This window comes from Streptomyces harbinensis (assembly GCF_900116145.1).
GTDB classification, from domain to species: Bacteria; Actinomycetota; Actinomycetes; order Streptomycetales; family Streptomycetaceae; genus Streptomyces; species Streptomyces carpaticus.
In genome coordinates this window covers 673,842-698,393 of the sequence record NZ_FPAB01000004.1, presented here as the reverse complement: position 1 = coordinate 698,393, position 24,552 = coordinate 673,842, and the positions used below count along the sequence as shown (strand labels likewise).

The 24,552-nt window shown below is 73.1% G+C and carries 25 protein-coding genes; 12 read left to right on the top strand and 13 right to left on the bottom strand.

The features are described 5' to 3' along the window. Positions 1 to 6: 6 nt before the first annotated feature. Positions 7 to 1,158 carry an ABC transporter ATP-binding protein gene (locus BM385_RS14670; RefSeq protein WP_093843346.1) on the bottom strand — a complete coding sequence of 384 codons (1,152 nt, stop codon included), beginning with the start codon at positions 1,156 to 1,158 and terminating at the stop codon, positions 7 to 9. Positions 1,159 to 1,198: 40 nt separating this feature from the next. Between BM385_RS14670 and BM385_RS14665 the strand changes: the two genes are divergently transcribed. The 5 genes from BM385_RS14665 to BM385_RS14645 all read left to right on the top strand — a co-directional run bounded on the left by BM385_RS14665 (position 1,199) and on the right by BM385_RS14645 (position 5,020). Next, entirely contained in the window at positions 1,199 to 1,876 is a 678-nt protein-coding gene (locus BM385_RS14665; RefSeq protein ID WP_093843300.1) for an ABC transporter permease, read from the top strand. Further along, positions 1,873 to 2,640 carry an ABC transporter permease gene (locus BM385_RS14660; RefSeq protein ID WP_093843299.1) on the top strand — a complete coding sequence of 256 codons (768 nt, stop codon included), beginning with the start codon at positions 1,873 to 1,875 and terminating at the stop codon, positions 2,638 to 2,640. The genes BM385_RS14665 and BM385_RS14660 overlap by 4 nt, the downstream gene beginning before the upstream one ends. Positions 2,641 to 2,672: 32 nt before the next feature. Next, complete coding sequence (locus BM385_RS14655; RefSeq protein WP_093843298.1) at positions 2,673 to 3,659, top strand: ABC transporter substrate-binding protein; 987 nt, start codon at positions 2,673 to 2,675, stop codon at positions 3,657 to 3,659. A gap of 94 nt (positions 3,660 to 3,753) precedes the next feature. Continuing rightward, positions 3,754 to 4,557, top strand: coding sequence for a hypothetical protein (locus BM385_RS14650; protein ID WP_139275179.1), 804 nt, complete (start codon positions 3,754 to 3,756; stop codon positions 4,555 to 4,557). 64 nt (positions 4,558 to 4,621) lie between these two features. Then, on the top strand, positions 4,622 to 5,020 hold the full coding sequence (locus BM385_RS14645; protein ID WP_093843296.1) for an SRPBCC family protein: 399 nt from the start codon (positions 4,622 to 4,624) through the stop codon (positions 5,018 to 5,020). A 24-nt stretch (positions 5,021 to 5,044) separates the two neighbouring features. Here the strand turns inward: BM385_RS14645 and folE are convergent, their stop codons facing one another. The 6 genes from folE to dacB form a co-directional block, all read right to left on the bottom strand. After that, complete coding sequence (gene folE, locus BM385_RS14640) at positions 5,045 to 5,647, bottom strand: GTP cyclohydrolase I FolE (RefSeq protein WP_019436174.1); 603 nt, start codon at positions 5,645 to 5,647, stop codon at positions 5,045 to 5,047. Positions 5,648 to 5,761: 114 nt separating this feature from the next. Continuing rightward, entirely contained in the window at positions 5,762 to 7,783 is a 2,022-nt protein-coding gene (gene ftsH, locus BM385_RS14635; protein WP_093843295.1) for an ATP-dependent zinc metalloprotease FtsH, read from the bottom strand. Between the two features lie 209 nt (positions 7,784 to 7,992). Further along, on the bottom strand, positions 7,993 to 8,532 hold the full coding sequence (hpt, locus tag BM385_RS14630; RefSeq protein ID WP_093843345.1) for a hypoxanthine phosphoribosyltransferase: 540 nt from the start codon (positions 8,530 to 8,532) through the stop codon (positions 7,993 to 7,995). A 42-nt stretch (positions 8,533 to 8,574) separates the two neighbouring features. Next, positions 8,575 to 9,648 (bottom strand): tRNA lysidine(34) synthetase TilS, encoded by a 1,074-nt coding sequence (tilS, locus tag BM385_RS14625; RefSeq protein ID WP_019436280.1) that lies wholly within the window; start codon positions 9,646 to 9,648, stop codon positions 8,575 to 8,577. 188 nt (positions 9,649 to 9,836) lie between these two features. Next, entirely contained in the window at positions 9,837 to 10,955 is a 1,119-nt protein-coding gene (locus BM385_RS14620; RefSeq protein WP_093843294.1) for a zinc-dependent metalloprotease, read from the bottom strand. Positions 10,956 to 11,099: 144 nt separating this feature from the next. Then, positions 11,100 to 12,524 (bottom strand): D-alanyl-D-alanine carboxypeptidase/D-alanyl-D-alanine endopeptidase, encoded by a 1,425-nt coding sequence (gene dacB, locus BM385_RS14615; RefSeq protein ID WP_175542988.1) that lies wholly within the window; start codon positions 12,522 to 12,524, stop codon positions 11,100 to 11,102. A gap of 115 nt (positions 12,525 to 12,639) precedes the next feature. Here dacB and BM385_RS14610 point away from each other — a divergent pair, with 115 nt between their 5' ends. Further along, positions 12,640 to 13,134: an inorganic diphosphatase gene (locus BM385_RS14610; RefSeq protein WP_019436277.1), complete on the top strand. Its 495-nt coding sequence runs from the start codon at positions 12,640 to 12,642 to the stop codon at positions 13,132 to 13,134. Positions 13,135 to 13,162: 28 nt separating this feature from the next. Here the strand turns inward: BM385_RS14610 and BM385_RS14605 are convergent, their stop codons facing one another. Continuing rightward, on the bottom strand, positions 13,163 to 14,839 hold the full coding sequence (locus BM385_RS14605) for a threonine/serine exporter family protein (RefSeq protein WP_078576485.1): 1,677 nt from the start codon (positions 14,837 to 14,839) through the stop codon (positions 13,163 to 13,165). A gap of 244 nt (positions 14,840 to 15,083) precedes the next feature. Here BM385_RS14605 and BM385_RS14600 point away from each other — a divergent pair, with 244 nt between their 5' ends. After that, positions 15,084 to 16,070, top strand: a complete 987-nt coding sequence (locus BM385_RS14600; RefSeq protein WP_247482093.1) for a DUF368 domain-containing protein — start codon at positions 15,084 to 15,086, stop codon at positions 16,068 to 16,070. Positions 16,071 to 16,152: 82 nt separating this feature from the next. Here BM385_RS14600 and BM385_RS14595 read toward each other — a convergent pair whose 3' ends face one another. Continuing rightward, complete coding sequence (locus tag BM385_RS14595) at positions 16,153 to 16,593, bottom strand: carboxymuconolactone decarboxylase family protein (protein WP_093843291.1); 441 nt, start codon at positions 16,591 to 16,593, stop codon at positions 16,153 to 16,155. Between the two features lie 78 nt (positions 16,594 to 16,671). Next, a complete protein-coding gene (gene sigJ / locus BM385_RS14590) occupies positions 16,672 to 17,544 on the bottom strand; it encodes an RNA polymerase sigma factor SigJ (RefSeq protein WP_093843290.1) in 873 nt (290 codons plus the stop codon). 36 nt (positions 17,545 to 17,580) lie between these two features. Here sigJ and BM385_RS14585 point away from each other — a divergent pair, with 36 nt between their 5' ends. Then, entirely contained in the window at positions 17,581 to 18,579 is a 999-nt protein-coding gene (locus tag BM385_RS14585; RefSeq protein WP_254791587.1) for an aminoglycoside phosphotransferase family protein, read from the top strand. Positions 18,580 to 18,650: 71 nt separating this feature from the next. Here the strand turns inward: BM385_RS14585 and BM385_RS14580 are convergent, their stop codons facing one another. Continuing rightward, positions 18,651 to 19,505: a phosphatidylinositol-specific phospholipase C/glycerophosphodiester phosphodiesterase family protein gene (locus tag BM385_RS14580; RefSeq protein WP_093843288.1), complete on the bottom strand. Its 855-nt coding sequence runs from the start codon at positions 19,503 to 19,505 to the stop codon at positions 18,651 to 18,653. A gap of 59 nt (positions 19,506 to 19,564) precedes the next feature. Between BM385_RS14580 and BM385_RS14575 the strand changes: the two genes are divergently transcribed. Continuing rightward, complete coding sequence (locus tag BM385_RS14575; protein WP_247482096.1) at positions 19,565 to 20,245, top strand: histone deacetylase; 681 nt, start codon at positions 19,565 to 19,567, stop codon at positions 20,243 to 20,245. Between the two features lie 7 nt (positions 20,246 to 20,252). Here BM385_RS14575 and BM385_RS14570 read toward each other — a convergent pair whose 3' ends face one another. Together BM385_RS14570 and BM385_RS14565 are read right to left on the bottom strand one after the other, a co-directional pair. Continuing rightward, entirely contained in the window at positions 20,253 to 21,422 is a 1,170-nt protein-coding gene (locus BM385_RS14570) for a MarP family serine protease (RefSeq protein WP_254791564.1), read from the bottom strand. A 96-nt stretch (positions 21,423 to 21,518) separates the two neighbouring features. Continuing rightward, positions 21,519 to 21,932 (bottom strand): DoxX family protein, encoded by a 414-nt coding sequence (locus tag BM385_RS14565; RefSeq protein ID WP_019436268.1) that lies wholly within the window; start codon positions 21,930 to 21,932, stop codon positions 21,519 to 21,521. Between the two features lie 264 nt (positions 21,933 to 22,196). On the opposite strand from BM385_RS14565, the gene BM385_RS14560 reads away from it, so the two are divergent. The 3 genes from BM385_RS14560 (at position 22,197) to BM385_RS14550 (ending at position 24,201) form a co-directional block, all read left to right on the top strand. Beyond that, positions 22,197 to 23,054, top strand: coding sequence for a SigB/SigF/SigG family RNA polymerase sigma factor (locus BM385_RS14560; RefSeq protein ID WP_019436267.1), 858 nt, complete (start codon positions 22,197 to 22,199; stop codon positions 23,052 to 23,054). A gap of 152 nt (positions 23,055 to 23,206) precedes the next feature. Continuing rightward, positions 23,207 to 23,425, top strand: a complete 219-nt coding sequence (locus BM385_RS14555) for a hypothetical protein (RefSeq protein ID WP_093843344.1) — start codon at positions 23,207 to 23,209, stop codon at positions 23,423 to 23,425. Between the two features lie 290 nt (positions 23,426 to 23,715). Then, positions 23,716 to 24,201, top strand: a complete 486-nt coding sequence (locus tag BM385_RS14550) for an MSMEG_6728 family protein (RefSeq protein WP_019436265.1) — start codon at positions 23,716 to 23,718, stop codon at positions 24,199 to 24,201. Positions 24,202 to 24,552 lie beyond the last annotated feature (351 nt).

The following is a 24,552-nucleotide window of genomic DNA, read 5'->3' as shown; positions in this document are numbered from 1 at the left end:
CGGTCCTCAGCCGGCCGGCGCGCTCTCCACGGTGCCCTCCACGGCGCCTTCCGCGACCGAGCGGCGCAGCGCCGCGTGCAGGCTCGCCGGGGTCAGTACGCCGAGGAAGCGGTCCCCGTCCAGCACGGCGATCCAGCCCGCGTCGTACTGGAGCATGGTGGCGAACGCCTGCTTGAGCGGGGCGCCGACCGGCAGCCACGCCTCCATCCGCCGGGCGTGTGCGGCCACCGTGCCGCCGGGGGCCGGGCCGTCCTCGTCCCGTGGTATCCGCACCCAGCCGTGCAGCCCGTCCGTCTCGTCCAGCACGACCGCCCAGCGGGCGCCCTCGGCGCGCATCCTGGCGCAGGCCGTCGCCATGGAGTCGGCCAGATGGACCACCGGTGGCTGCTCCAGATCGGTGATCTCGACGGGGGTGACCGACAGCCGCTTCAGGCCGCGGTCGCTGCCGACGAAGGACGCGACCTCCTCGGTGGCCGGCGCGCCCAGCACGGTGGCCGGGGTGTCGAACTGGGCCACCCGACCCTGTCCGAACACGGCGATCCGGTCGCCGAGCCGTACCGCCTCCTCGATGTCGTGGGTGACGAACAGCACGGTCTTGCGCACCTCGGCCTGGAGCCGCAGGAATTCGCTCTGGAGCCGCTCGCGCACCACCGGGTCCACCGCGCCGAACGGCTCGTCCATGAGGAGCACCGGCGGGTCGGCGGCCAGCGCCCGGGCCACGCCCACCCGCTGCCGCTGGCCGCCCGACAGCTGATCGGGGTAGCGGCCCCCGTACACCGCCGGGTCGAGGCCGACCAGTTCCAGGAGTTCGGCGGCCCGGCGGCGGGCCGCCGTCCGCCGCTCGCCGAGCAGGACGGGGACGGTGGCGGTGTTGTCGAGCACGGTCTTGTGCGGGAAGAGCCCGACCTGCTGGATGACGTAGCCGATGCGCCGCCGCAGCCGCACCGGGTCCTGGTCCGCGATGTCCTCGCCGTCGAGCAGGACGCGCCCGGAGGTGGGGGCCTCCAGCCGGTTGACCATCTTCATGGTGGTGGTCTTGCCGCAGCCCGAGGGTCCGACGAGGGTGACCAGTTCGCCCCGCGCCACCTCCAGACACAGATCGTCCACCGCGAGGGTGCCGTCCGGGTAGCGCTTGGTGACATGGTCGAAAAGCAGCATGTTCATGAGTCTGTCAGGTTTACCGCCTAGGGTCGTGGACATGAGTGCGAATAGTTGCCTGGTGGCGAACGACTGGATCTGCGGGGAGTACGTACGCACCCGCGGCCAGGAGCTGACCGACGCCACCGTGCAACACCTCGTCATCACGGCGTCCGCGGTGGCCATCGCCGTCGTCGTCGCCTTCCCGCTCGCCCTGCTGGCCCGCCGCTGGCGGCCGGCGGCCGGCTCACTCCTGGGGCTGACCACCGTTCTCTACACGATCCCCTCCCTCGCCATGTACGCGCTGCTGCTGCCCTTCTTCGGGCTGTCGATGGCGGTGGTGGTGTGCGGCCTGGTGCTCTACTCCCTGACGGTCCTGGTGCGCAACATGCTCACCGGGCTCCGCTCGGTGCCCGCCGACGTCCGGGACGCGGCGCTCGGCATGGGCTACGGACGCGGCCGGCTGCTGCTCACCGTCGAACTGCCGCTCGCGCTGCCCGCCGTCATGGCCGGGATAAGGATCGCCACCGTCTCCGCCGTCTCCCTCACCACCGTCGGCGCCATCGTCGGCCACGGCGGCCTCGGCAACCTCATCTACAGCGGCATGCAGAGCTACTTCAAGGCCGAGGTGCTGACCGCCTCCGTGCTGTGCGTCCTGCTCGCCGTCACCGCCGATCTGCTGCTGCTCGGCGTCCAGCGCGCCCTCACCCCCTGGGCGCGGAAGGGACGGACCGCGTGAACGCCCTGACCGGAGCCTGGAGCTGGCTCACCACCGCCGCGCACTGGAGCGGCGACGGCGGCATCACCCAGCGCCTGGGCGAACACCTCTACCTCACCGCTCTCGCCCTGCTCGCCGCCTGCGCCATCGCCCTGCCGCTCGCCATGTGGCTCGGGCACGGCGGCGGACGCCGGGTCGGCGGGGCGCTGGCCATCAACATCTCCAACGCCGGCCGCGCCGTGCCCACCTTCGCCGTCCTGGTGCTGCTCACCCTCACCCCGCTCGCCCGCTACGGCGAACTGCCCACCCTCATCGCCCTCGTGCTGTTCTCGGTGCCCCCGCTGCTCACCAACGCCTATGTGGGCATCGCCGGTACCGACCGCGACATCGTGCAGGCCGCGCGCGGCATGGGCATGTCGCGGTGGCAGGTCCTGGGCCGGGTCGAACTCCCGCTGGCCTTCCCGATGCTGATGACCGGGGTACGCACCGCCGCCGTGCAGATCGTGGCCACCGCCACCCTCGCCGCGCTGCCCGGCGGCGGCGGGCTCGGCCGTGTCATCACCGCCGGCTTCGCCAACTACCGCACCGCGCAGGTGGTCGCCGGCGCCGTGCTGGTGGCCGTGCTCGCGCTGGCCGTCGAGGGACTGCTCGCCCTGCTCCAGCGGCTGCTCGACCCCACCCGTCCCGGGCGCCGCCGCGCCGGCGCCGCCCCGGCCTCCGGTGCCCTACCGCCCGGCCCCCACTCCGTACCGGCGGACGCCGCCGAGGCACCCGCCAGGACCTGAACCCGTACCGTCCACCGTCGAAAGGCGACACCGTGACCGCGACCACCCCCCGTACCCCGCTGCGCCGGCTGCTCGGCGCCACCTGCGGCAGCGCCGCGCTCGCGCTGGCGCTGACCGCCTGCGGCGGCGACAGCCTGGAATCCGGGGGAGGCGACGGCGGCGAGCAGGACGGCGGCGCGTCCACCGGCACCCTCACCATCGGCGGCGGTGACTTCACCGAGGCCACCATCATGGCCGAGCTGTACTCCCAGCTGCTGACCGACGCCGGCTACACCACCGAGGTCATCACGGTGCAGAGCCGCGAACTGTACGCGCCGGAGCTGGAGAAGGGCTCGATCGACATCGTGCCCGAGTACGCCGCCACCCTCACCGAGTTCCTCAACGCCCGGGTCAACGGCGAGGACGCCCCGCTGGTCGCCTCCGCCGACCCGGTGGCCACCGTGGAGGCGCTGCGGGAACTCGCCACCCCGCGCGGGCTGACCGTGCTGAACGCGGGCGACGCCGTCAACCAGAACGCCTTCGCCGTCACCGCCGAGTTCGCCGAGGAGCACGGGCTGACCACCCTCTCCGACCTCGGCGCCTCCGGACTGCCGATCAAGCTGGCGGCCGGCGATGAATGCCCAGAACGTCCGTTCTGCCAGCCGGGCCTCGAAGAGGTCTACGGCATCGACATCACCGGGATAGACCCCAAGGGTGTCGGCACCGTCCAGGCCAAGCAGGCGGTCAAGGACGGCACCGACGATCTCGTCCTGGTCTCCACCACCGACGGCACCCTGGACGAGTTCGGCCTGGTGCTGCTGGAGGACGACCAGAACCTCCAACTCGCCGACAATCTGCTGCCCGTGCTGCACTCCGGCATCGGTGACGACCGGAAGATCACCGACACGCTGAACCGGCTCACCGCCACCCTCACCACCGACGACCTCGTCGAACTGAACCGCCAGGTGGACGCCGAACGGCTCAAGGCGGCGGACGTGGCCGGGAGTTATCTCCAGGAGAAGGGACTGCTCGATGGCTGATCCCGCGTCACCCGGCCACAGCGGAATGTAACCACCTGAGAACGGTCCGCCCGGCGGGTCCCGGCAGGCCCGGGCGTCACGGTAGGTTTCGGGCATGGCCCGTGGACGTCACCGCAATGCACCGCTGCACCGGGTGCTGGTTCCCGCCCTGCTGGGCGGCGCCGCCGTACTGAGCGCCGGCACCGCCTGGTTCCTCGGCACCGGCGACGGCGGCGTCGTGGTGCTGCGCTCCCTGACCACGCTCGCCGCCGGCGCCGCCGTCGCCGCCGCCTTCCTGCTGCGCCGCTGGGACCTGGAGGCCGGCCGCAAGGTGGCCCGCGAACGGGCCGCCAAGGCCGGCATCAGCTGGCAGGTCGAGGAGAAACAGGCCGAACTCGAAGAGGCGCAGGAGCTGGTCGCCACCCTGGAGGCCAAGGTCCGCGCCAAGCGCATCGAGCTGGGCCGGCTCCGCTCCGAGCACGCCGACCTGCTGCGCCGGTACGCCACCGCCGAGACCGAGCGCGCCAAGGCCCTGGAGGGCCGCAGGCAACTGGCCCTGGAGGCCGCGGAACCGGCCAAGGCGCTGCCCGCGCAGGCCACCGACCACCGCACCTCGGGCGGCGCACCCACCCAGCTCACCTACCTCCAGGCGTACGAGGCGCTCGGCAAGCTGTCGCGCAACAGCGCCCGCCAGGAGGAGGCCCGGCAGGAGGAGTCCGCGGCCCGGCAGCTGCCGGAACAGCGGCCGGGGCGGCCGGCGGTGCAGCCGAGCCAGGCGCAGGACACCCCGGCCGGCCCCGCCCCGCAGCCGCGCCCCGCTGCGCAGGACCGGCCGGCCCCGCCCGGCGCCGGGCGGGGGCGGACCGAGTCCACCGGCGGCTTCGACTTCTTCGGCAAGCCCCGGGCCGGCAAGCACTGATCCGCGCCGCGCAGGGCTGTTTCGTTCAAGACCGGGCGGCCCGGCGCTGGATAGCGTGCCCGGCATGGAATCCCTGCACCTGAGCACCCGCATCGAACGGCCCGCCGACGAGGTCTACGCCTACGCCGGCGACCCGGCCCAGCTCCCCGCGTGGGCCGCCGGACTCGGCGGCTCCATCGAACTGGTCGACGGCCGCTGGATCGCCGCCTCCTCCCCCATGGGCCGGGTGGAGGTGACCTTCGCGCCCCGCAACCCGTACGGCGTCCTCGACCACGAGGTGCGGCTGCCCGGGGGCGAGACCGTGTACAACCCGCTGCGGGTGATCCCGGACGGCCCCGACGCCTGCGAGGTCGTCTTCACCGTCCGGCAGCGCGCGGGCGAGAGCGAGGCCGACTTCCGGCGCGACGCCGCCGCCGTCGAGAAGGATCTGGCCACCCTCAAGCGGCTGCTGGAACGCGGGTAGCGCCCCGCGCCCGGGCCCGTCAGCTCAGCGGGAGAGGATCAGGCTCATCGCCTCGGCGCGCGTCGCCGCGTCCCGCAGCTGGCCGCGTACCGCCGAGGTGGTGGTCTTGGCGCCCGGCTTGCGCACCCCGCGCATCGTCATGCACATGTGCTCGCACTCCACCACCACGATCACCCCGCGCGGCTCCAGGATCCGCATGAGCGAGTCGGCGATCTGCGTGGTCAGCCGCTCCTGCACCTGCGGGCGGCGGGCGTAGACGTCCACCAGCCGGGCCAGCTTCGACAGGCCGGTGATCTTGCCGCTGGAGGACGGGATGTAGCCGACATGGGCCTTGCCGACGAACGGCACCAGGTGGTGCTCGCAGGAGGACATCACCTCGATGTCCTTCACCAGCACCATCTCGTCGTGGCCGAGGTCGAAGGTCGTGGTCAGCACGTCCTCCGGCTCCTGCCACAGCCCGGCGAATATCTCGCGGTACGCCCGGGCCACCCGCGCCGGGGTGTCCCGCAGCCCCTCGCGGTCGGGGTCCTCGCCGACGGCGATCAGCAGTTCACGCACGGCGTTCTCGGCGCGCTTCTCGTCGAACGTGCCGACGTGGCCCGTCCCCGCCGTCACCGGGTCGGTCATGTGCTCCCGCCTCGTTCCTGTCAGGCATATGCGGCTCAATGGGCCGATATGAACGGCCGCGCCGCCCAAGCGTAAAGCGTGGGGGGCGCGGCCGGTATTCCGTGGTGACCAGGGTCACTCGGCCGTGGGCCGGTCTCCTGGTTCGGTGCTGATGATCTTCTCCAGCGAGGTGGTCGGGCCGTTCTCACCACTGCCGTTGGCCAGCTGCACGTTCTTCACCGGCACGGAGACCGGGGGCCGGGTGGAGGGGGTGCGCCGGGCGGAGCCGGTCCACGCCGGGCGGGCCGGGCGCTTGACGACCGGGCGGAAGATCTCCGCCAGCTCCTCCTTGTTGAGCGTCTCCTTCTCCAGCAGCTCCAGCACCAGGTTGTCCAGGACGTCCCGGTTCTCCACCAGGATCTCCCACGCCTCGTTGTGCGCGGTCTCGATCAGCTTCTTGACCTCCTCGTCCACCAGCCCGGCGACCTCTTCCGAGTAGTCGCGCTGGTGGGACATCTCCTTGCCCAGGAAGGGCTCGGACTGGTCGGAGCCGAACTTGATCGCGCCGAGCCGTTCGGTCATGCCGTACTGGGTGACCATCGCCCGGGCCGTGCCGGTGGCCTTCTCGATGTCGTCGCCCGCGCCGGTGGTCGGGTCGTGGAAGACCAGTTCCTCGGCCGCGCGCCCGCCCATCATGTAGGCGAGCCGGTCCAGCATCTCGTTGCGCGTCGTGGAGTACTTGTCCTCCTCGGGCAGCACCATGGTGTAGCCCAGCGCCCGGCCGCGGGAGAGGATCGTCACCTTGTGCACCGGGTCGCTGTTCGGAGAGGCCGCCGCGACCAGGGCGTGTCCGCCCTCGTGGTACGCGGTGATCATCTTCTCCTTGTCGCTCATGATGCGGGTGCGCTTCTGCGGACCGGCCACGACGCGGTCGATCGCCTCGTCGAGGAACTTGTTGTCGATCAGCTTGGCGTTGCCGCGGGCCGCCAGCAGCGCCGCCTCGTTGAGGACGTTGTTCAGATCGGCGCCGGTGAAGCCGGGGGTGCGCCGGGCGACCGCGCCCAGATCGACGTCCGGGGCGACCGGCTTGCCCTTCTGGTGGACCTTCAGGATCTCCAGCCGGCCCTGCATGTCGGGCCGGTCCACGGCGATCTGCCGGTCGAAGCGGCCGGGCCGCAGCAGCGCCGGGTCCAGGATGTCGGGACGGTTGGTGGCGGCGATGAGGATCACGCCGCCCTTGACGTCGAAGCCGTCCATCTCGACCAGCAGCTGGTTGAGGGTCTGCTCGCGCTCGTCGTGGCCGCCGCCCATGCCGGCGCCGCGGTGCCGGCCGACGGCGTCGATCTCGTCGACGAAGACGATGGCCGGCGCGTTGGCCTTGGCCTGCTCGAACAGGTCGCGGACCCGGGAGGCACCGACACCCACGAACATCTCGACGAAGTCGGAGCCGGAGATGGAGTAGAACGGCACCCCGGCCTCACCGGCCACCGCGCGGGCCAGCAGGGTCTTGCCGGTGCCGGGCGGGCCGTACAGCAGCACGCCCTTGGGGATCTTGGCGCCCACGGCCTGGAACTTGCCGGGCTCCTGGAGGAATTCCTTGATCTCGTGCAGTTCCTCGACGGCCTCGTCCGAGCCGGCCACGTCCGCGAAGGTGGTCTTCGGGGTGTCCTTGCTGATGAGCTTGGCCTTGGACTTCCCGAAGTTCATCACCCGGGAGCCGCCGCCCTGCATCTGGTTCATCAGGAACAGGAAGACCACGATGATGAGCAGGAGCGGCAGGATGGTCAGCAGCATCCCGACGAACGGGTTCTGCGACTTGGGCGAGACGGTGTAGCCGCCCTCCAGATCACCGGAGGCGACCTTGTCCTGGAGCGTGTCGGCCAGATTCTCGCCCTGACCGTCGATGTAGCCGGCCTGGACCTTGGTCTTGCCCTCGATCTCCTGGCCGGACTTCAGCTCGATCTTGATGTTCTGCTCGTCGCCGGTGGTCAGCTCGGCGGACTGGACATGATTCTGGGCGATCGCCTGGACGACCTTGCTGGTGTCCACCTTCTTGTAGCCCTCGGACGAGGTGAACACCTGCATCAGCAGCACCACGGCAAGGACGGCCAGTACGATCCACATCACTGGCCCACGGAAATAGCGCTTCACGTCTATTCACACGGGGCGGTGCGGCCCCGTCCCTCCTGCCATGTAGAGGCACAGCCCCCGGCTGGGATCCGCTGTGCGCGGCGTGTCCTACGTCCTGCTTCATCCGCGACCGTACCCCAAAGCGGCCCTCCGGCGGCGCCGGGGACCGTGGGATGTGGCCGCTTGTCCATAATCACGCAACGCGGCGCGACCGCGAAGCGTTCCGCGCGGGCGGTTCAGCTCTGGTAGACGTGCGGCGCGAGGGTACCGACGAAGGGGAGGTTCCGGTACTTCTCCGCGTAGTCCAGGCCGTATCCCACCACGAACTCGTTCGGGATGTCGAAGCCGACCCACTCGACCTCTATGTCGACCTTCGCCGCGTCGGGCTTGCGCAGCAGGGTGACCACCTTCAGCGAGGCCGGCTCGCGCGAGCCGAGGTTCGACAGCAGCCAGGACAGGGTCAGCCCGGAGTCGATGATGTCCTCGACGATCAGGACGTGCCGGCCCTTGATGTCGACGTCCAGGTCCTTGAGGATCCGCACCACCCCGGAGGACTGGGTGCCCGCCCCGTAGGAGGACACCGCCATCCAGTCCATCGTGACGGGGGAGGACAGGGCCCGGGCGAGGTCGGCCATGACCATCACCGCTCCCTTGAGCACCCCCACCAGGAGCAGATCCTTGCCCGCGTACTCCGTGTCGATCTTCGCGGCCAGGTCGGCCAGCTTCGCGTCGATCTCTTCCTTGGTGATGAGCACCGACTCCAGGTCCGCGCCCATGTCCTTCTCGTGCACCCGCGTCACTCTCTGCCGCTTGCCGCTCTAGCGGTCCGCCCGGTCTCCTCGGTCCGCCTGCCGGAGGACCAGTCTGCCACCCTGCCTGGCGGCTTCCACCCGGCCGGGCAGGTTGAGGGGCCGCTGGCCGTGCCAGTCGGTGATCAGCCGGTCGGTCTCCGCGATGTGCCGGGCGAACAGCGAGCCCGCCGGAGCGCCCGCCGCGACGGCCGCCCGGCGCAGCACCCGGCGGCGTACGGCGGGGGGCAGGCCGGCCAGCGCGGCGATCTCCAGGGAGCCGTCCCCGGCCCTGGCGGCCGACTCGGCGCGGGCGGCCCACTCGTCGAGCGCGTCGGCGTCGTCCCGGGCGAGGGAGGCGGTACGCGCCAGGGCGTCCACGACCCCGCGGCCCAGCGCCTTCTCCAGCACGGGCAGCGCCTCGTGCCGCACCCGGGAGCGGGTGTAGGAGGGGTCACAGTTGTGCGGGTCGTCCCACACCGGCAGGGACTGCACCAGGCAGGCCTTGCGGGTGGTCTGGCGGTCGACGCCGAGGAAGGGGCGGCGGTAGCGGCCGGCGCGGCCCGCGGTGCCGCCGGAGACGGCGGCCATGCCGGAGAGCGAGCGGAGCCCGGAGCCGCGGGCGAGGCCGAGCAGGACGGTCTCGGCCTGGTCGTCGCGGGTGTGGCCGAGGAGGACGGCGGCGGCCCGGTGCTGGTCGGCGGCGGCGTCGAGGGCCCGGTAGCGGGCGGAGCGGGCGGCGGCCTCCATGCCGCCGTCCCGGCCGACGGTCACGGTGGCGATGTCGACGGGGGCCAGGCCGAGGGCGGTGAGGCGTTCGGCGACCTCGGCGGCGCGGGCGGCGGAGCCGTCCTGGAGCCCGTGGTCGACGGTGACGGCGCCGGCCCGCAGACCGGCCCTGGGGGCTTCGAAGGCGAGCGCGGAGGCGAGGGCCATGGAGTCGGCGCCGCCGGAGGCGGCGACCAGGACGACCGGGGCGGGCGGTCCTGCCGGGGCGGCCGGGGAGTGCGAGGGGGGCGGGGCGTGCGGGGTTTCGCGCAGCAGATCGTGCAGGACACGGCGGACTGCCAGACGTATCGCCGCGACCGCGGGGTGGGGACCCATGTCCGCATCACTTCTTCCTGGGGACGCTCAAGGGAGCTGAGGGAGGTGGGGGCTCGGGGAGCAATGTCACGCTGGGTGCGTAAATGGTGACAGAGGAGCCCTGGTACCCGAGCATCGCACGCCAGCTATCGCCCGACGGTCCCTCGTACGAGTGATATCGGGGCGTGTGCCTGCCGCCCGGGCCGCCCTCACCCGGCTGCCGCCGGGCGGACCCGGGCCACCCACGCTCCGGGGTCGGCGATCTCGTCCTTGGTGGGCAGCGTGTTCGGGGACGTCCACACCTTGTTGAAGCCGCTCATGCCGGCCTCGTCCACCACGGTGCGCACGAACCGCTCGCCCTCCTGGTACTGCCGCAGCTTGGCGTCCATGCCCAGCACCTTGCGCAGCGCCCGGTCCAGCCGCCCGGCGCCGGTGGCGCGGCGGCGGGTGAACTTCTCCCGGATCTCGGCGACCGAGGGCACGGTGGCCGGGCCGACCCCGTCCATGACGTAGTCGGCGTGCCCCTCCAGCAGGGACATGACGGCGGTGAGCCGGTCCAGGATCTCCCGCTGCGCCGGGGTCTGCACCAGGTCGACCAGGCCGCGCCCGCTCCCGTCCTCGCCGCCCTCGGGGCTCTTGCCGGTAACGGCCTGCGCCGCCTGCCGGAAGCGTTCGGCCAGGGTGCCGGGGTCCACGTCGGACTCCTTGAGGAACCCCTGGATCTCGCCCTCCAGATGGTCGCGCAGCCAGGGCACGGCGGTGAACTGGGTGCGGTGGGTCTCCTCGTGCAGACACACCCACAGCCGGAAGTCGTGCGGGTTGACATCGAGTTCCCGCTCGACCTGGACGACGTTGGGCGCCACCAGCAGCAGCCGGCCACCGCCGGGGCGGGCCGGCAGCCCGGCGGAGGCCGGGGCGAACGTCTCGTACTGGCCGAGCACCCGGGAGGACAGGAAGGACATCAGCATCCCGACCTCGACACCGGTCACCTTCGAGCCGACCGCGGTCAGCGCCGCGCCGCCGGGGACACCGGAGCGGCGCTCGCGCATCCGGGCCATCACCGGGCCGAGCAGTTCCCGGAAGCCGGCCACGTTGGCGCGGATCCAGCCGGGCCGGTCCACGACCAGGACGGGCGTGTCGGCCGCCCCGTTGTCGAGACCGGTGAAGCCGTGCACATGCTCCCGCGCGGCCTCGGCGTGCCGGCGCAGCTCGGCGACGACGGCGCGCGCCTCGTCCCGGCTGACCCCCGGCCCCGGCCGTGTCATCCGGGCCGCCGTGGACACCGCGAGATTCCAGTCGACCAGATCCGTACCGCCGAAACTCGTCATGCGCCCCACGGTACGGCGCCGCTCCCGCGACCGGTACCCGCCGCCCGTCCCCGCATCCGCCCGCCGGGCCGCGCGCGGAAGGCGGGGGCGGCCCGGCGCGCGCTGCGCCGTACGGGGGACGGGCCGGGGTGTCCGCGTCCGGTCTCAGCCGCAGGAGCAGGTGGCCAGCGCCGTCGCGGCCCGGTCCAGGGCGGTCTGGGCGGCGTTCGCGTCGGTGGTGTCGGCGGCCAGGAAGGCGAACGCCAGCACCCGGCCGTCGGCGGTGACGGCCGTGCCGGCCAGGGTGTTCACGCCGGTCAGGGTGCCGGTCTTGGCCCGGACCACGCCGGCGCCGTCCGCGGCCCCGTCCGTGCCGGCCCCGTAGCGGCCGGTCAGGGTGCCGGTGAAGCCGGCCACCGGCATGCCGGTCAGCGCGGGCCGCAGCTCCGGGTGGGCCGGGTCGGCGGCGGCCGTCAGCACCCCGGTGAGCAGCCGGGCGGTCAGCTGCCCCGAGCGGTCCAGGCCGCTGGCGTCCGCGATGCGCACCCCGTCGACGGACAGTCCGAGGCCGGTGAGTTCGTCGCCGATCGCCCGGCCGACGCCGGCGAAGGTCACCGGCTGCCCCGCCTTGACCGCGACCGCCCGGCCCAGCGCCTCGGCGAGGTCGTTGTCGCTGTACGTCAGCATCCGCTCGACCAGCACCGACATCGGCGCCGAGCGGTGCCGGGCGAGCCGTTCGGTGTCCTGGCCGCCGGCCCGCTCGGGCTCGCCGGTGACCGTGACGCCGGCCGCCCGCAGCGCGTCCGTGAAGGTGCGCACCGCGTCGGCGGCCGGGTCGGTGGAGCGCGGCGTCGGGCCGTGCGTGGAGTCGTCCAGGCGGCCCTCATTGACCTGGAGCGGGGTCAGCGGCGCGATGTTGTCGTTGACGCCGATGGGGTGCAGGCCCTCGCCGCCGTCCCACAGCGATAGGTCGTAGCCGACACTCACCTCGGAGATGCCACGGTCCGTCAGCTCCGCCGCCGTCTCCTCGGCCAGCGCCGCGTAGTCGGCGGCCAGCACGGTCGGGTCGCCGCCGCCGACGAGCACCACGCGCCGGGCCGCCTCGTCCCAGCCGACCGTGGTGGACAGCCGGTGGTCGGGGCCGAGCGCGCGCAGCGCGGCCACCGAGGTGACCAGCTTGACGGTGGACGCCGGGGTGCGGGCGGCGTCCTCGCCGGAGGCGTACAGCACGGTGCCGTCCGCGATGTCCACCACGGAGACGGCGGCGCCGCCGCTGCCCAGCGCCGCGTCGCCCAGCGGGGCGAGGGCACCGACCAGGCCGGCGGTCCCGGCGGAGCCCGCGGACCCGACGGACCCGGCCACCCGCTCGCCCAGCGGGTCCAGCACGGGCGGCGCGGACGGCAGCCCGGCGACGATCTTCTCCAGGTCGGCGACCTCGCGTTCGGCGGCGATCCCGGCGGCGGCGTGCCGCTCGGCCGTGCGCTGCCCGGAGTCCCACGGACCGGACAGGGCGACGGTCAGCGCCGCGGTGGCGAGCCCCGCCGCCGCGGCGGCCGTGACCAGCCGCCGGGTGGGCGCTCCCAGCACCACGCGCACCGCTTGTGACCACCGCACCGGCACAGCGACCAGCCCCTTTCGCGAGCACACTCCTGCGTGAGGGAAACTTAACCCCTGCCGACAGCACAGATCGCTTAAGGAGCCCCCCGTGGAGTTCGACGTCACCATCGAGATTCCGAAGGGTTCTCGGAACAAGTACGAGGTGGACCACAAGACCGGCCGCATCCGCCTGGACCGGCACCTGTTCACCTCGACCGTCTACCCGGCCGACTACGGCTTCGTCGAGGGCACCCTCGGCGAGGACGGTGACCCGCTGGACGCCCTGGTGCTGCTGGACGAGCCGACCTTCCCCGGCTGCCTGATCCAGTGCCGCGCCATCGGCATGTTCCGGATGACCGACGAGGCGGGCGGCGACGACAAGCTGCTGTGCGTCCCGGCGGGCGACCCCCGGATGGAGCACCTGCGGGACATCCACCACGTCAGCGAGTTCGACCGCCTGGAGATCCAGCACTTCTTCGAGGTGTACAAGGACCTGGAGCCCGGCAAGTCCGTCGAGGGCGCCAACTGGGTGGGCCGGGTCGAGGCCGAGGCCGAGATCGAGCGCTCGTTCAAGCGCCTCGCCGAGTCCGGTGGCGAGCACTGAACGGTGCCCTGAAGTACGACCGCAGGGGCTAGAAGCCCCTGGTCCGTTTGGCTCCCCGCCGGCCCAGCGGGGTCAGCGGAGTGGTCTGGCCCGGCGTCTTGATGAAGAGCCGGGCCATTTCGCTGCCCAGATTCACTCCGATGGCGATCGCCAGCGCCAGCGACACCGCGAGCAGCAGGTTCTGGATGCCGGTGTCCACCTGTCCCTGCGCGAAGCCGAGCAGCCCCAGATAGGTGGCGCTGCCCGGCAGCAGCGGGCCGATCGCGGCCGTGACGTACGGCAGCGAGGAGGTGAAGCGGTACCGGGACTGGAGCTGTCCGAAGAGACCGACCAGACCGGCCGCCACCGCCGTGGCCGCGAACGGGGAGAGCCCGGCGGTGTCCCGCATCGAGCCGTAGATCAGCCAGGCGATACCGCCGTTGAGGGTGGCCGCGAGGACGGTGCCGCGTTCTTGCTGGAGCAGCACGCAGAACGTCAGTGAGAGCAGCAGCGCGGCGCACAGCTGGATGACGGGCCGGCTGTGCCGCACCACCACCTCGGGCTGGAGGCTCACCCCGGACACCTCGCCGAGATAGAGCACCGCCAGCACCCCGACCACGATGCCGACGATCAGATAGATCACTTCGAGCAGCCGGGCGGACGCGGTCAGGTAGTACCCCGTCAGCCCGTCCTGGACGCCGGCCACCAGCGCCCGTCCGGGGATCAGCGCGAACAGCCCGCCGGTGATGACGGCGGCGGCCTCGACCTTCCCCGCGGCGTTGTTGTGCCCGGCCGCCCAGCCCACGCCCATCAGCGCCGGGGCCATGGCGGCGGCCACGAACTGGTAGAACTCCGGCAGCCCGCGCCCGGACGCCAGCCACGCCAGCCGGTCGCCGAGCATCGCGCCGATCATGGCCAGCACGAACACCCGCCAGTTGCCGCCCACCAGGGTGGAGGCGGCGCCCGCCAGCAGCCCGCTGGCGAAGGTCAGCTGCCACTTGGTGTACGGGTGCCGGTTGCGCCGGATGGTCGCCAGCCGGCCGTACGCCTCCTCCATGGTGACGGCGCCGGAGGAGATGTCGTCCACCAGCCGGAAGACGGCCGCCAGCCGGGTGTAGTCGGTGCCCCGGCGGCGCACGGTGCGGCTGAGCGTGAACGGCGGATCCACCAGGGACGGCTGGTAGCTGATGGAGATCAGCGTGAAGGTGACGGTGGCGTCGCAGCGGTCCAGGCCGTACGCGTGGGCCACCGCGAACATGGCGGTCTCCACGTCCTCGGCGCCCTCGCCGCCCGCCAGCAGCAGTTCGCCGATGCGCAGGGTCAGGTCGAGGACCCGGGGGACGGCCGGCTGCTCCTCGCCCTCCTCCTCCGCGCGCGGCGGCAGCTCGGGGGTGATGCGCTCGATGGTGGGGGCGGCGCGCATGAGGGAGCGCATCCGGTCCTGCCACAGGATGCCGGGCGCGGCCCGGCGCAGGGTCACCGGCAGCTGCGCGGTGCCGTTCGGCGGGGTCGCGCCGCCGGGCGCCCGGAACTCGCTGCGCTCCTCGGCCGGCACGGTGGTGGTGAGCCCTTCGGGCACCGCGAACCCGGACGCCTCTTCCTCCTCCGCCTCGGGCGCCGGCGGCGGCGCCAGGCCCTCGGGGAGGGCGAACTCGGAGGTGGGGTGCTCGTCGGCCTCGGGCAGCGGCTGGGGGTGCGGGTGCCCCTCGGAGCGGAGGACCGGCATCAGCTGCGGGGTGGTCAGGCTCCGGCGGTTCTCGTCGCCGCCGTCGTCACCTTCGCCGAATCGTTTGTGCTCGCCGGCCACGTCCGCTGCTCTCCTCGCCTCCAGATGTCCACAGCCCGATTACGGGGGTTGGCCCCACCGAGGGGCCCACGATGCGAAGCATAGGATGTTCCTCACCGCAACGCCTCGCAGCGCCCCAGGGCGCCGTACCGCCGTGCCCGGCGTAGACCGAGAGTGGAGACCCATGGCGAAGCAAGCCAGCAGCAGCCGTGTGACCGATGCCTTCAAAGGATCCCTGGTCGGGGCGTCGGAGGCACTGCCGGGGATCAGCGGCGGCACCGTCGCGCTGATCGTCGGCGTCTACGAACGGCTGATCGCGGGAGCCAGCCATGTGACGAGCGCAATACGTCTGGGCATCGCGGATGTGCCGCGCGGGCAGGGGCTGCGCCGCGCCGGCGAGGAGTTCCGGAAGGCCGACTGGCGGATGATCGTGCCGCTGATGATCGGCATGGTGGTGGGCCTGCTGCTGAGCAGCCGGCTGCTGGCGCCGCTGGTGACCGACCACAAGCAGTACGCGTACGCCGTGTTCTTCGGCCTGGTGCTGGCCTCGCTGTGGGTGCCGTTCAGCGGTTCGGGGCGGCGCTGGGGGCTGCGCGAGTGGCCGCTGGCCCTGCTGGGCGCCGGTGCCGCCTTCTGGCTGACCTCGCTGTCGGCGACGGTCTCGCCGGAGAACATGCTCGTGGTGTTCTTCTCCGGGGCGATCGCGGTCTCCGCGCTGATCCTGCCCGGGCTCTCCGGATCGTTCCTGCTGCTGGCGCTCGGCATGTACGAGCCGACGATCGAGGCGCTGAACGAGCGCGACTTCGGCTACCTCGGGGTCTTCATGGCGGGCCTGCTCGTCGGTCTGGCGCTCATCGTGAAGGTGCTGCGCTGGCTGCTGGAGAACTTCCACCGGGTGACGCTGGTGATCCTGACCGGGGTGATGGCGGGCGCGCTGCGCGCCCTGTGGCCCTGGCAGGGCGAGGACGAGCACGACACCTCGCTGTACGCGCCCACCGAGGGCGTGCCGCTGACCCTGGCGCTGGCGCTGGCCGGCTTCGTGGTGGTGGCGACGGTGCTGGTGATCGGCCACCGCAAGGAGCAGGCCGCTGCCGCGGCGGCCGGGCGGGACGGTGACGACGACACCCCGCCGCCCGCGCAGCGGGCGCGCCGCCGGCACGCCAAGGTCTGACGACCACCGGCCCGACGGCCCGGCCGCGCCCCCCGGCGCGGCCGGGCCGTCGTCGTACCGGGCGGTGGCCCGCCCGGCCGGCTCAGGCCGCGGAGCCCGGTTCCTTGCGCAGCGGCACGGCCAGCCGGTTGAGGGCGTTGATCAGCGCCACCTGGAGCACCAGCTGGCCGAGTTCCGCCTCGTCCGGGAAGTGGCCGCGCAGGTCCTCCCAGTGCGCGTCGTCGACGTCCGCGCAGCGGGTGACGGCCTCCGCGTACCGCAGGGCCGCCCGCTCGCGCGCCGTGTACAGCGGCGACTCGTGCCAGGCGGCGAGGTGGTACAGCCGCTGCTCGCTCTCCCCGGCGCGCCGCGCCTCGGTGGTGTGCATGTCGATGCAGAACAGGCAGCCATTGAGCTGCGAGACCCGGGTCTTGACGAGTTCGCGGACCACGGAGTCGAGCGGGCCGTCGTTCACCGTCTGCTGGCTGCGCAGTAGTGCGCGGTAGCCCTCGGACGCGGTTCCGGTGCGTTTCAGACGGGTCATGGCGGGTGCTCCCTCGCGGTGGGTGATGCGGTCGGCAGGGAGACGGGAGAGGGCACCCGGATGTGACAGTGACGGCCGTCACAGATGGCGGAGCTTGTCGGGGTTGAGCACCCGGTGCAGGGCGAGGATCCGGCCGTCCACGACGTGGAGGGTGTCCACGCACAGCGGGCGCCCGCCGCGCAGGACGAGCAGGGCGGGCTCGCCGCCCGCCTCGATCCGGCGGCTGGTGCGCGGGAGGTCCGCGAACAGCCGGCGGGCGACGCGCAGCAGGACCTCGGCGACCCGGGTGCCGCCGGTGATCGGCTTGCGGGCGGCGCGCACCCGGCCGCCGCCGTCGGTGAGGTAGACGGCGTCGGGGTGCAGCAGCCGGATCAGGGCGTCCAGATCGCCGGCCTCGCAGGCGGCCCGGAAGGCGGCCAGGACGCGGGCGTGTTCGGCGCGGTCGGCGGCGGTCCGGGGCCGGTCGCGGACGGCCGCGACCCGGCGGCGGGCCCGGGAGGCGTGCTGGCGGGCGGCGGCAGGGGAGCCGCCGAGCACCCCGGCGACCTCGGCGAACGGCAGCCCGAAAGCATCGTGCAGCACCAGCGCGACCCGCTCGGCCGGGGTCAGCTCCTCCAGCACCAGCAGGACGGCGGTGGAGACCAGTTCGTCCACGAGCACCGGTTCGGCGGCGTCCGGGCCGGTCAGCAGCGGCTCGGGCAGCCAGGGCCCGGTGTACGTCTCGCGCCGGGCGCGGGCCGAGCGCAGTTCGTCGTAGGCGCGGCGGGCGGCGACCGTCACCAGCCAGGCGCGCAGATCGGCGACCTCGGTGAGGTCGGACCGGTGGGCCTTGAGCCAGACCTCCTGGGTGATGTCCTCGGCGTCCGCGACGCTGCCCAGGATCCGGTAGGCGGCCCCGAACACCGCGGCCCGGTGCTCGGTCCAGACGGCGGTGTCGAGGACGTGCGGCATCGGGCCACCGTACCGCCGTGGGAGCCTGGTGCCGTGATGGAGGAGAAGGTACGGCGATGGGTGCGGGCCGACTTCGGGGTGGGCCTGGCCTCCTTGGACGAGGTGCCGCGCGGTGCGGGCCGGGACGGCGGGGCCGGCCGGCTGTGGCACGGGCGCGGTGAGGACGGCGCGGGGTACGCGGTGCGGCTGGGCGCGGGCGGCCCGGCCGCCGGACTGCGGGCCGCCGGGCAGGCGGCGGCGCACGGGGTGCCGGGCGTGCCGGGGCCGCTGCGCGACCGGCGCGGGCAGTGGTGGAGCGTGCGCACCGGGCGGCGGCTGTCGGTACGGCCGTGGGTCGAGGGCGTACCGGGCGGCACCGGGCCGGTGGAGCCGGGGCACTGGCGGGCGTTCGGCCGGCTGCTGGCCGCCGTGCACGCCGCCCCGGTGCCGGACGGACTGCCGCCCGCGCGGCGGCCGGGCCCGATGGCGGACGCGGTGCGCGCGGTGGACCGGTGGCTGCTGCGCGGCCCCGGGGTGGAGCGGCACGATCCGCTGGAGCGGGCGCTGGCCGGGCTGTGGCGGGAGATGGCCGGGCCGATCGGCGCGCTGCTGGCGCGGGCGGGCGCCCCGCCCCCGGCGGCGGAGCCCGGGGACCCGGTGCTCTGCCACGGGGACCCGGGGCCCGGCCGGCTGCTGCTCGGGGCGGGCGCCGAGGAGGTGTGGCTGCTCGGCTGGAGCGGTGCGGTGCGCGCGCCGCGCGAGCAGGATCTGGTCGCGGTGCTGGAGCTGACGCCGGATCAGCGGGAAGCGTTCTTCGCCGGGTACGGCCCGGTGGAGCTGGATCCGGGCCGGGTGGAGCACTTCCGGACGGTCCGCGCGCTGGAGGAGCTGGCCGTCCCGGCGGCCCGGGTGCTGGACCGCGCTGGACTGCCCGAACCGGAACGGGCGGCGGCCCTGGAGACGGTGCGTCAGGTCCTGGCCCGTACGCCGGAGCGGGCGGATCGGGCGTCGGCCGGGCCGTCCCGGGGCGCGCGCGACCCCAGCCCGTCCGGATAGCGCTCCGCCCGCGCGCGGCCCTCCCCCCACCATCGGGCCGGAGAGGTGCCCGCGCGGCCGGCCGGCGATCGTCATGTGTCGTGCGCGCGGAGGAAGGCGGCGAGCCCGGCCAGGTCGTCGGTGTTGATCCAGTCGGCGCCGGCCGCCAGCAGTTCGTGCCACACCGCCTCCCGGGCGGTCCCCGGGGCGTCCGGGGTGGCCCAGAACCGGATGGCCCGCCCGGCGCGGTGCGCGGCGGCCGTCATCCCGCGCAGGGCGGCGCGTTCGGCGGCCGGGAAGGGGCCGGTGCCCTGCCAGTGGAAGAAGGTGTTCCAGTTGCCGCTGATGAGCGGGATGAACGACGCGGGCGCCCCGCCGTCCAGGTCCTCGGCGCGCCCGTCGTAGAACGCGTACCGCACCCGCTCCGCCTCCAGCGGCGCGCGGGCGCCCCGGTCCCCGGAGACCACGGCGGTGACCGCCCGGTGCCGCACCCGTCCGGCGGCGGTCGCGGAGCTGAGGATGCGGTGGTACGGGCGCAGCGCCGCCGCCAGCGCCCGGTAGGTGGGCTCGCCCGCGGTCTTGAGGTCGATGAGCAGTTGCAGCGGCAGCCGGGGCGCGGAGCGGTACACGCAGCCGCCCCGTTCCCGGACGCGTGCGGCGAGCGGGTCCAGATAGAGGGACTGGAGGGTGCGGGACGGGTCGAGGCCGTCCGCGTCGTGGGCGACGAGGAGCCGGCCGTCCACCAGCCAGATGTCGGCCTCCACACTGGCGAACCCGTGGCCGAGGGCGTCGAGCAGCGGACGCGGGTGCTCATAGTCATTGTGGGCGTGTGCGCGCCGTGCCACCGGGGGTTCGGCGGGCGGCGGGCGGTGGGCCCCGAGCAGCGCGGGCCCGGCCAGGACGGTGGCGGCGGCGGTGAGGGCGGTCCTTCTGCTGGGTCGGTCCACGATTCCTCCAGGACGCGCGGGGGTACGGCCTGGCTGAGTATCGTGCGGAGGAGCGAACGGTGACAGAGCCCGCGGCGCGGTGGGGCACGTCTTCGGCCGGTGTGTCCCGGCTGTGGTACGTCGCGTACGGATCGAACACGCATGCCGCGCGGCTGGCGGCGTATCTGCGCGGCGGCCGGTCGGCCGACGGCGGGGACCGCACGTACCCGGGCTGCCGCGACCCGCGCCCGCCGGCGCGCACTCGGGCCGTGTGGCTGCCCGGCACCCTGTACTTCGCGACGCGCTCACCGGTGTGGGGCGGCGGCCGGGCCTTCTACGACCCGGACGCGCCGGGCCGGGTCCCGGCGCGCGGCTATCTGCTGACGGTGGGCCAGTTCTCGGACATCGCGCACCAGGAGATGTTCCGCGAGCCGGGCACCGATCTCGATCTGCGCGGCGTGCTGCGGGACGGCCGCGACCGGCTCGGTCCCGGCCGGTACGAGACGCTGGTGCGGGCCGGGACGCTGGACGGGCTGCCGATGCTGACGTTCACGGCGCCCTGGTCCGCGGGCGAGGTGCCGCCGGTGCCGCCGTCGGCGCGCTATCTGCGCCGGCTGGGCGCGGGCATCGCCGAGGCGCACGGCTGGCCGCCGGAGCGGGTCGCCGGGTTTCTGGCGTCCTGCCCGGGCGCGGCCGGGCACTGGACGGCGCGGGCGGTGACGCGGGTGCTGACCGGCGAGGACACCGGCGAGCCGTCCTAGGCCGTGTCTAGCCGCTGCCCTCCGCGGTCTTGACGGCCGCCTCGGCCTGCGGCTCGATCTGGTCGGCGGTCAGCGCGTAGCCGGTGTCATCGTCGGTGGAGGAGCGGGCGAAGACCATGCCGTAGACCTTGCCGTCCGTGGTGAGCAGCGGGCCGCCGGAGTTGCCCGGGCGGACGGTGGCGCGCAGCGTGTAGACGTCGCGGGTGACCACGTTCGTGCCGTAGATGTCCTGGCCGCGGGCGTCGGTGCGGCCGGCGACGGTGGCGGCCCGTACGTCCAGGCCCTGGTTCTCGGGGTAGCCGGCCACCACCGCCGTGTCGCCGCGTGCGGCGTCGCCCGCGAAGTCGAGCGTGGGGGCGGTGAGCCCGGGCACCTGGAGGACGGCGACATCGGTCTCCGGGTCGAACAGCACCACATCGGCCTCGCGGGTGGCGCCGCTGCCGCCGACCTGGACGGTCTGGGTGAGCGCGCCTTCGACGACGTGGGCGTTGGTCATCACCAGTTCGTCGTGGAAGACGAAGCCGCTGCCCTCCTGGATCTGGTCCCCGGAGGTGGCGACGATCTTGACGGTGCTCTCCTCGGCGGCCTGCTGGGCGGCGGCCGGCACCTCGTCCGAGATCGGGACGGTGGCGCTGTCCAGGGCGGACCGGTCGCTTTCGAACGGGTTGAAGACCCGGGGGAACCCGGCCTGGCCCAGCGCCTCGGTGGCCCGGCTGAACCAGGTGGGGGCCTGGTCCGGCATCCGCTCCTGCACGCCGGTGAGGACCCGCGAGTCCCGGATGGCGTGGTTGAGTCCCGGGTAGGGCGAGCCGATCAGCGCGCTGGCGGCGATCCAGGCCACCAGGAGCACGGCCACCGCGTTGAGCGCGGCACCGCCCACTCCGTCCAGCCAGCGCGCCGGGGACCAGGTGAGGCCGTCCCGCAGCCGTACCGCGAGCGCGCCGGCCAGTGCCTGGCCGACGGCGGCGGGCACCAGCACGAGCAGCAGCGCGGTGAGCGTGACGGTGAGGGTGCCCGGCACCATGTGCCCGACCACCAGCGGCAGCACCCACACGCCGAGCGCCGCCCCGCCGACGAAACCGGCCAGCGTGAGCAGGGCGGCGACCAGGCCGAGCCGGTAACCGGAGACGGCGAACCCGAGGGCGGCGATCACCAGGATGACATCGAGCAGATTCACCGTGGCCCCTTCCGTCATGAGTGGAACGCCGGTGAATGACCCGATGGTTCCTGATGTCCGCCTTGCCGCCCCGGGCCCCGGGCCCCCGGGTCCGGGCTAGGAGAAGAGCGGCCCGGTGATGGTCAGCCCCAGGTCGTGCCCCGCCTTGGCGAACAGGCCGAGCAGTGCCAGCGCGGCACCGGCCAGCGACAGGTCCTTGAGGAACTGCGTCATCTCGTTCTGCCGGGCGGCCGGGTCGCTCTCCTTCCAGAAGGCGTGCATGAGGAACGCCGTCGGGACGAGGAAGATCACCAGCAGCAGCGCGCCGAGGTCCGCCCAGATACCGAAGGCGACGCTGATCGCGCCGAGCAGCATCAGCAGCCCGGAGCCGAGGACCATGTTGCCCGCGGACGGCAGGCCCTTGGACTCGACGTACCCCGCCATCGCCTTGCTCTGCGACAGGTGGTTGAACGCCGATCCGAGGAACAGCAGCACGAAGAGAATCCGGCCGATCAGTACGAGAATATCCATGCCGAAAACCTCCAGAATTGCGGAGGAGGAAGGAACAGGGATCGGGGATGAAGCCGGGCAGCAACCACCGTATATCCGCCGGTCGGCCCCCGCATCTTCGGCCCGGAGTTCTGCCGTCCGGGGTTTATGGGCCGGTGGCACGGGCATGGGGGGGGAAAGTGCCGTGGATGGTCGGGGAATCCTCGGGGGAATGGCATCGCCGCAGTATCTTGCGGAAGCAACCGAGAGTAGCTGATCGACTGCCCTCGCCCTCAGGGAGGTGCTATGAGCACGTCCGCACGCAGTGCGTCCCCCACCGCCGTTCCGCCCCGACACCGGCGCGGCCGGCATCCGCACGACGACGCCCCCGACACCTCGCGCCAGTTCGACCGCATCGCCGCCCTGCCGGACGGGCCCGAACGGGAGGAGCTGTGCCAGGAGGTGATCTGCGCCTGGATGCCGATGGCCGGCCGGCTGGCCCGCAACTTCCGCGACCGGGGCGAGTCCCTGGAGGACCTGGAACAAGTGGCGGCACTCGGCCTGGTCAAAGCGGTGCACCGGTACGATCCGGGGCGCGGCTGCGCGTTCGAGAGCTTCGCGGTGCCCACCATCGTCGGGGAGGTCAAGCGGCATTTCCGCGACCACCTGTGGGGGGTGCACGTCCCGCGGCGCACCCAGGAACTGCGCAACCAGGTGCGGGCGGCGAGCCGGCAGCTGGAGTGCCGGCCCGACGACCGGCGGCCCTCGGTGGCGGAACTGGCCGAGTTCAGCGGGCTCAGCGAGGAGGAGGTGGCGACCGGCCTCGAAGCGCTGGAGAGTTACAGTCCGCTGTCACTGGACGCCGAACTCCCGGGCACGGACGACGGCTACTCCCTCAAGGACACGCTCGGAGTTCCCGATCCCGGATTCGACCAGGTCGTCTTCCGGGAAGCCGTCAAGCCCAAACTCAGACGGCTGCCGGAGCGCGAGCAGCGTATTTTGTATCTCCGTTTCTTCGACGAGCTGACCCAGAGCAAGATCGCGGATCAGCTCGGTATTTCCCAGATGCATGTCTCCCGGCTGCTGACCCGGATCTGCGAACGCCTTCAGGAGGAGATCGAGGAGGACCGGGCCGGCAACGACGAGGGTGCCGGTGAGCGCTGAACGGCGCGCGAGGCGGTGTCCCTGGGCGTCGCGGCGGCAATCGCCGGATCGTCGCGCGGATTCGAATGGCGGGCCCGCCGATCATGCCATAACGTTGTGGATAGGCGGAACGCGAGACGCGAGACGCGACGACAATCCAGGAGGCTGACGTGATGGTCAAGAAACTCCACGAAATGGGTGTGCGCAGCGAGCATGCCTACTCCGCCGCCGTCGGCTCCATCGGCCTGTCGGTCCTTGTCTGGCTGAGCTCACTGAAAAAGGAGCCGGGGCAGGGATTGGACCGTGCCGACCGCTGGGGGATCTTCGTGGGAGAGTGGGCCCCGACCTTTTTCGGGCTCGGCATCGCCCTGTCGCAATACGAAAAGGACTGACGACTCACCCCGGCCCGTCCGCAAGGCTCCGGCCGTGAGCGGAACGGGCAGCAAGATATCGCCGCGGACAGCGTGTCGAGCGCCACTCCCTTGTGGACGACGACAACGATTTCAGCCTCTTTCCGCTCAGCGATGCCGATGACCGGCCGCGCTTTTGCCGGAAAGTGGGCGTGAGCGCTCCCGGATTCCTTCTCCCCCCGCGACGACCCGTCCGGCGACGACGCCACAACCAGAGCCCCCGCTCCCTCCTCCGAGTGACACGCCGGGAACGGGAGGGACAGGCCGGTGGTATGCAGACATTCCTCCCTTTCCCCGACTTCGCGGCGACCGCCCGGACGCTGGACACGCGGCGGCTGGGCAAGCAGCGGGTGGAGGCGCTTCAGGTGCTGAGGGGCCTCGTCGTTCCCGGATACGGCTGGCGGCGGCATCCGGCGGTCCGCATGTGGACGGGGTACGAGGAAGCGCTGACGCGGTACGGACTCGACATCTGCCACGAGTGGTGCGCGGTCGGCCACGCGGACACCTGCCGGTCCTTGCTGCGCCGCGAACTCCGGACGGGCACCGGCATCGACGGGCCGCGCTCGCAGCCGGAGCTCGCCGCAGCGGGTGAACTGCCGCCCTGGCTCGGCGACCCGGCCTTCCACCGAAGTCACCAATCGGCCCTGCTTCGCAAGAATCCCGAGCACTATTCGCAGACGTTCCCCGGCGTGCGAGACGACCTGCCCTACGTCTGGCCGGCCTCCGACCGGACCCGCAGTGCCCCGTCCCAGGGGTGAGACCGTGGCCCGGCGGGCGCGAAGTCATCGCCCGGTCCTCCGCTCGGGCGGGTGTGGCCCGTGCCAGGGGCGAACCCTTCGCTGTGGGCCGCAGAGAACATCGGTTCCCGGGCACGCCGGGCCAGGGGGAGATGCGAGGGACGGCCGAGAACGAGTGCCACCTCCCGCGGCACCGCCACGCGAGCGTGCTGCTCGAAGCCCAGGGCGGACATCCGGGCGCGGTCCACCTCGGACGGGCCCGGCGCTCACTCCGCGGACGTACGCCACCTGCTCCCGCGCCCCTCGGCCGGCACGGAACGCGGTGGGCGCGGCCCTCGGCCCGGCCCTCGCGTACGCGTTCACCGAGCCGAG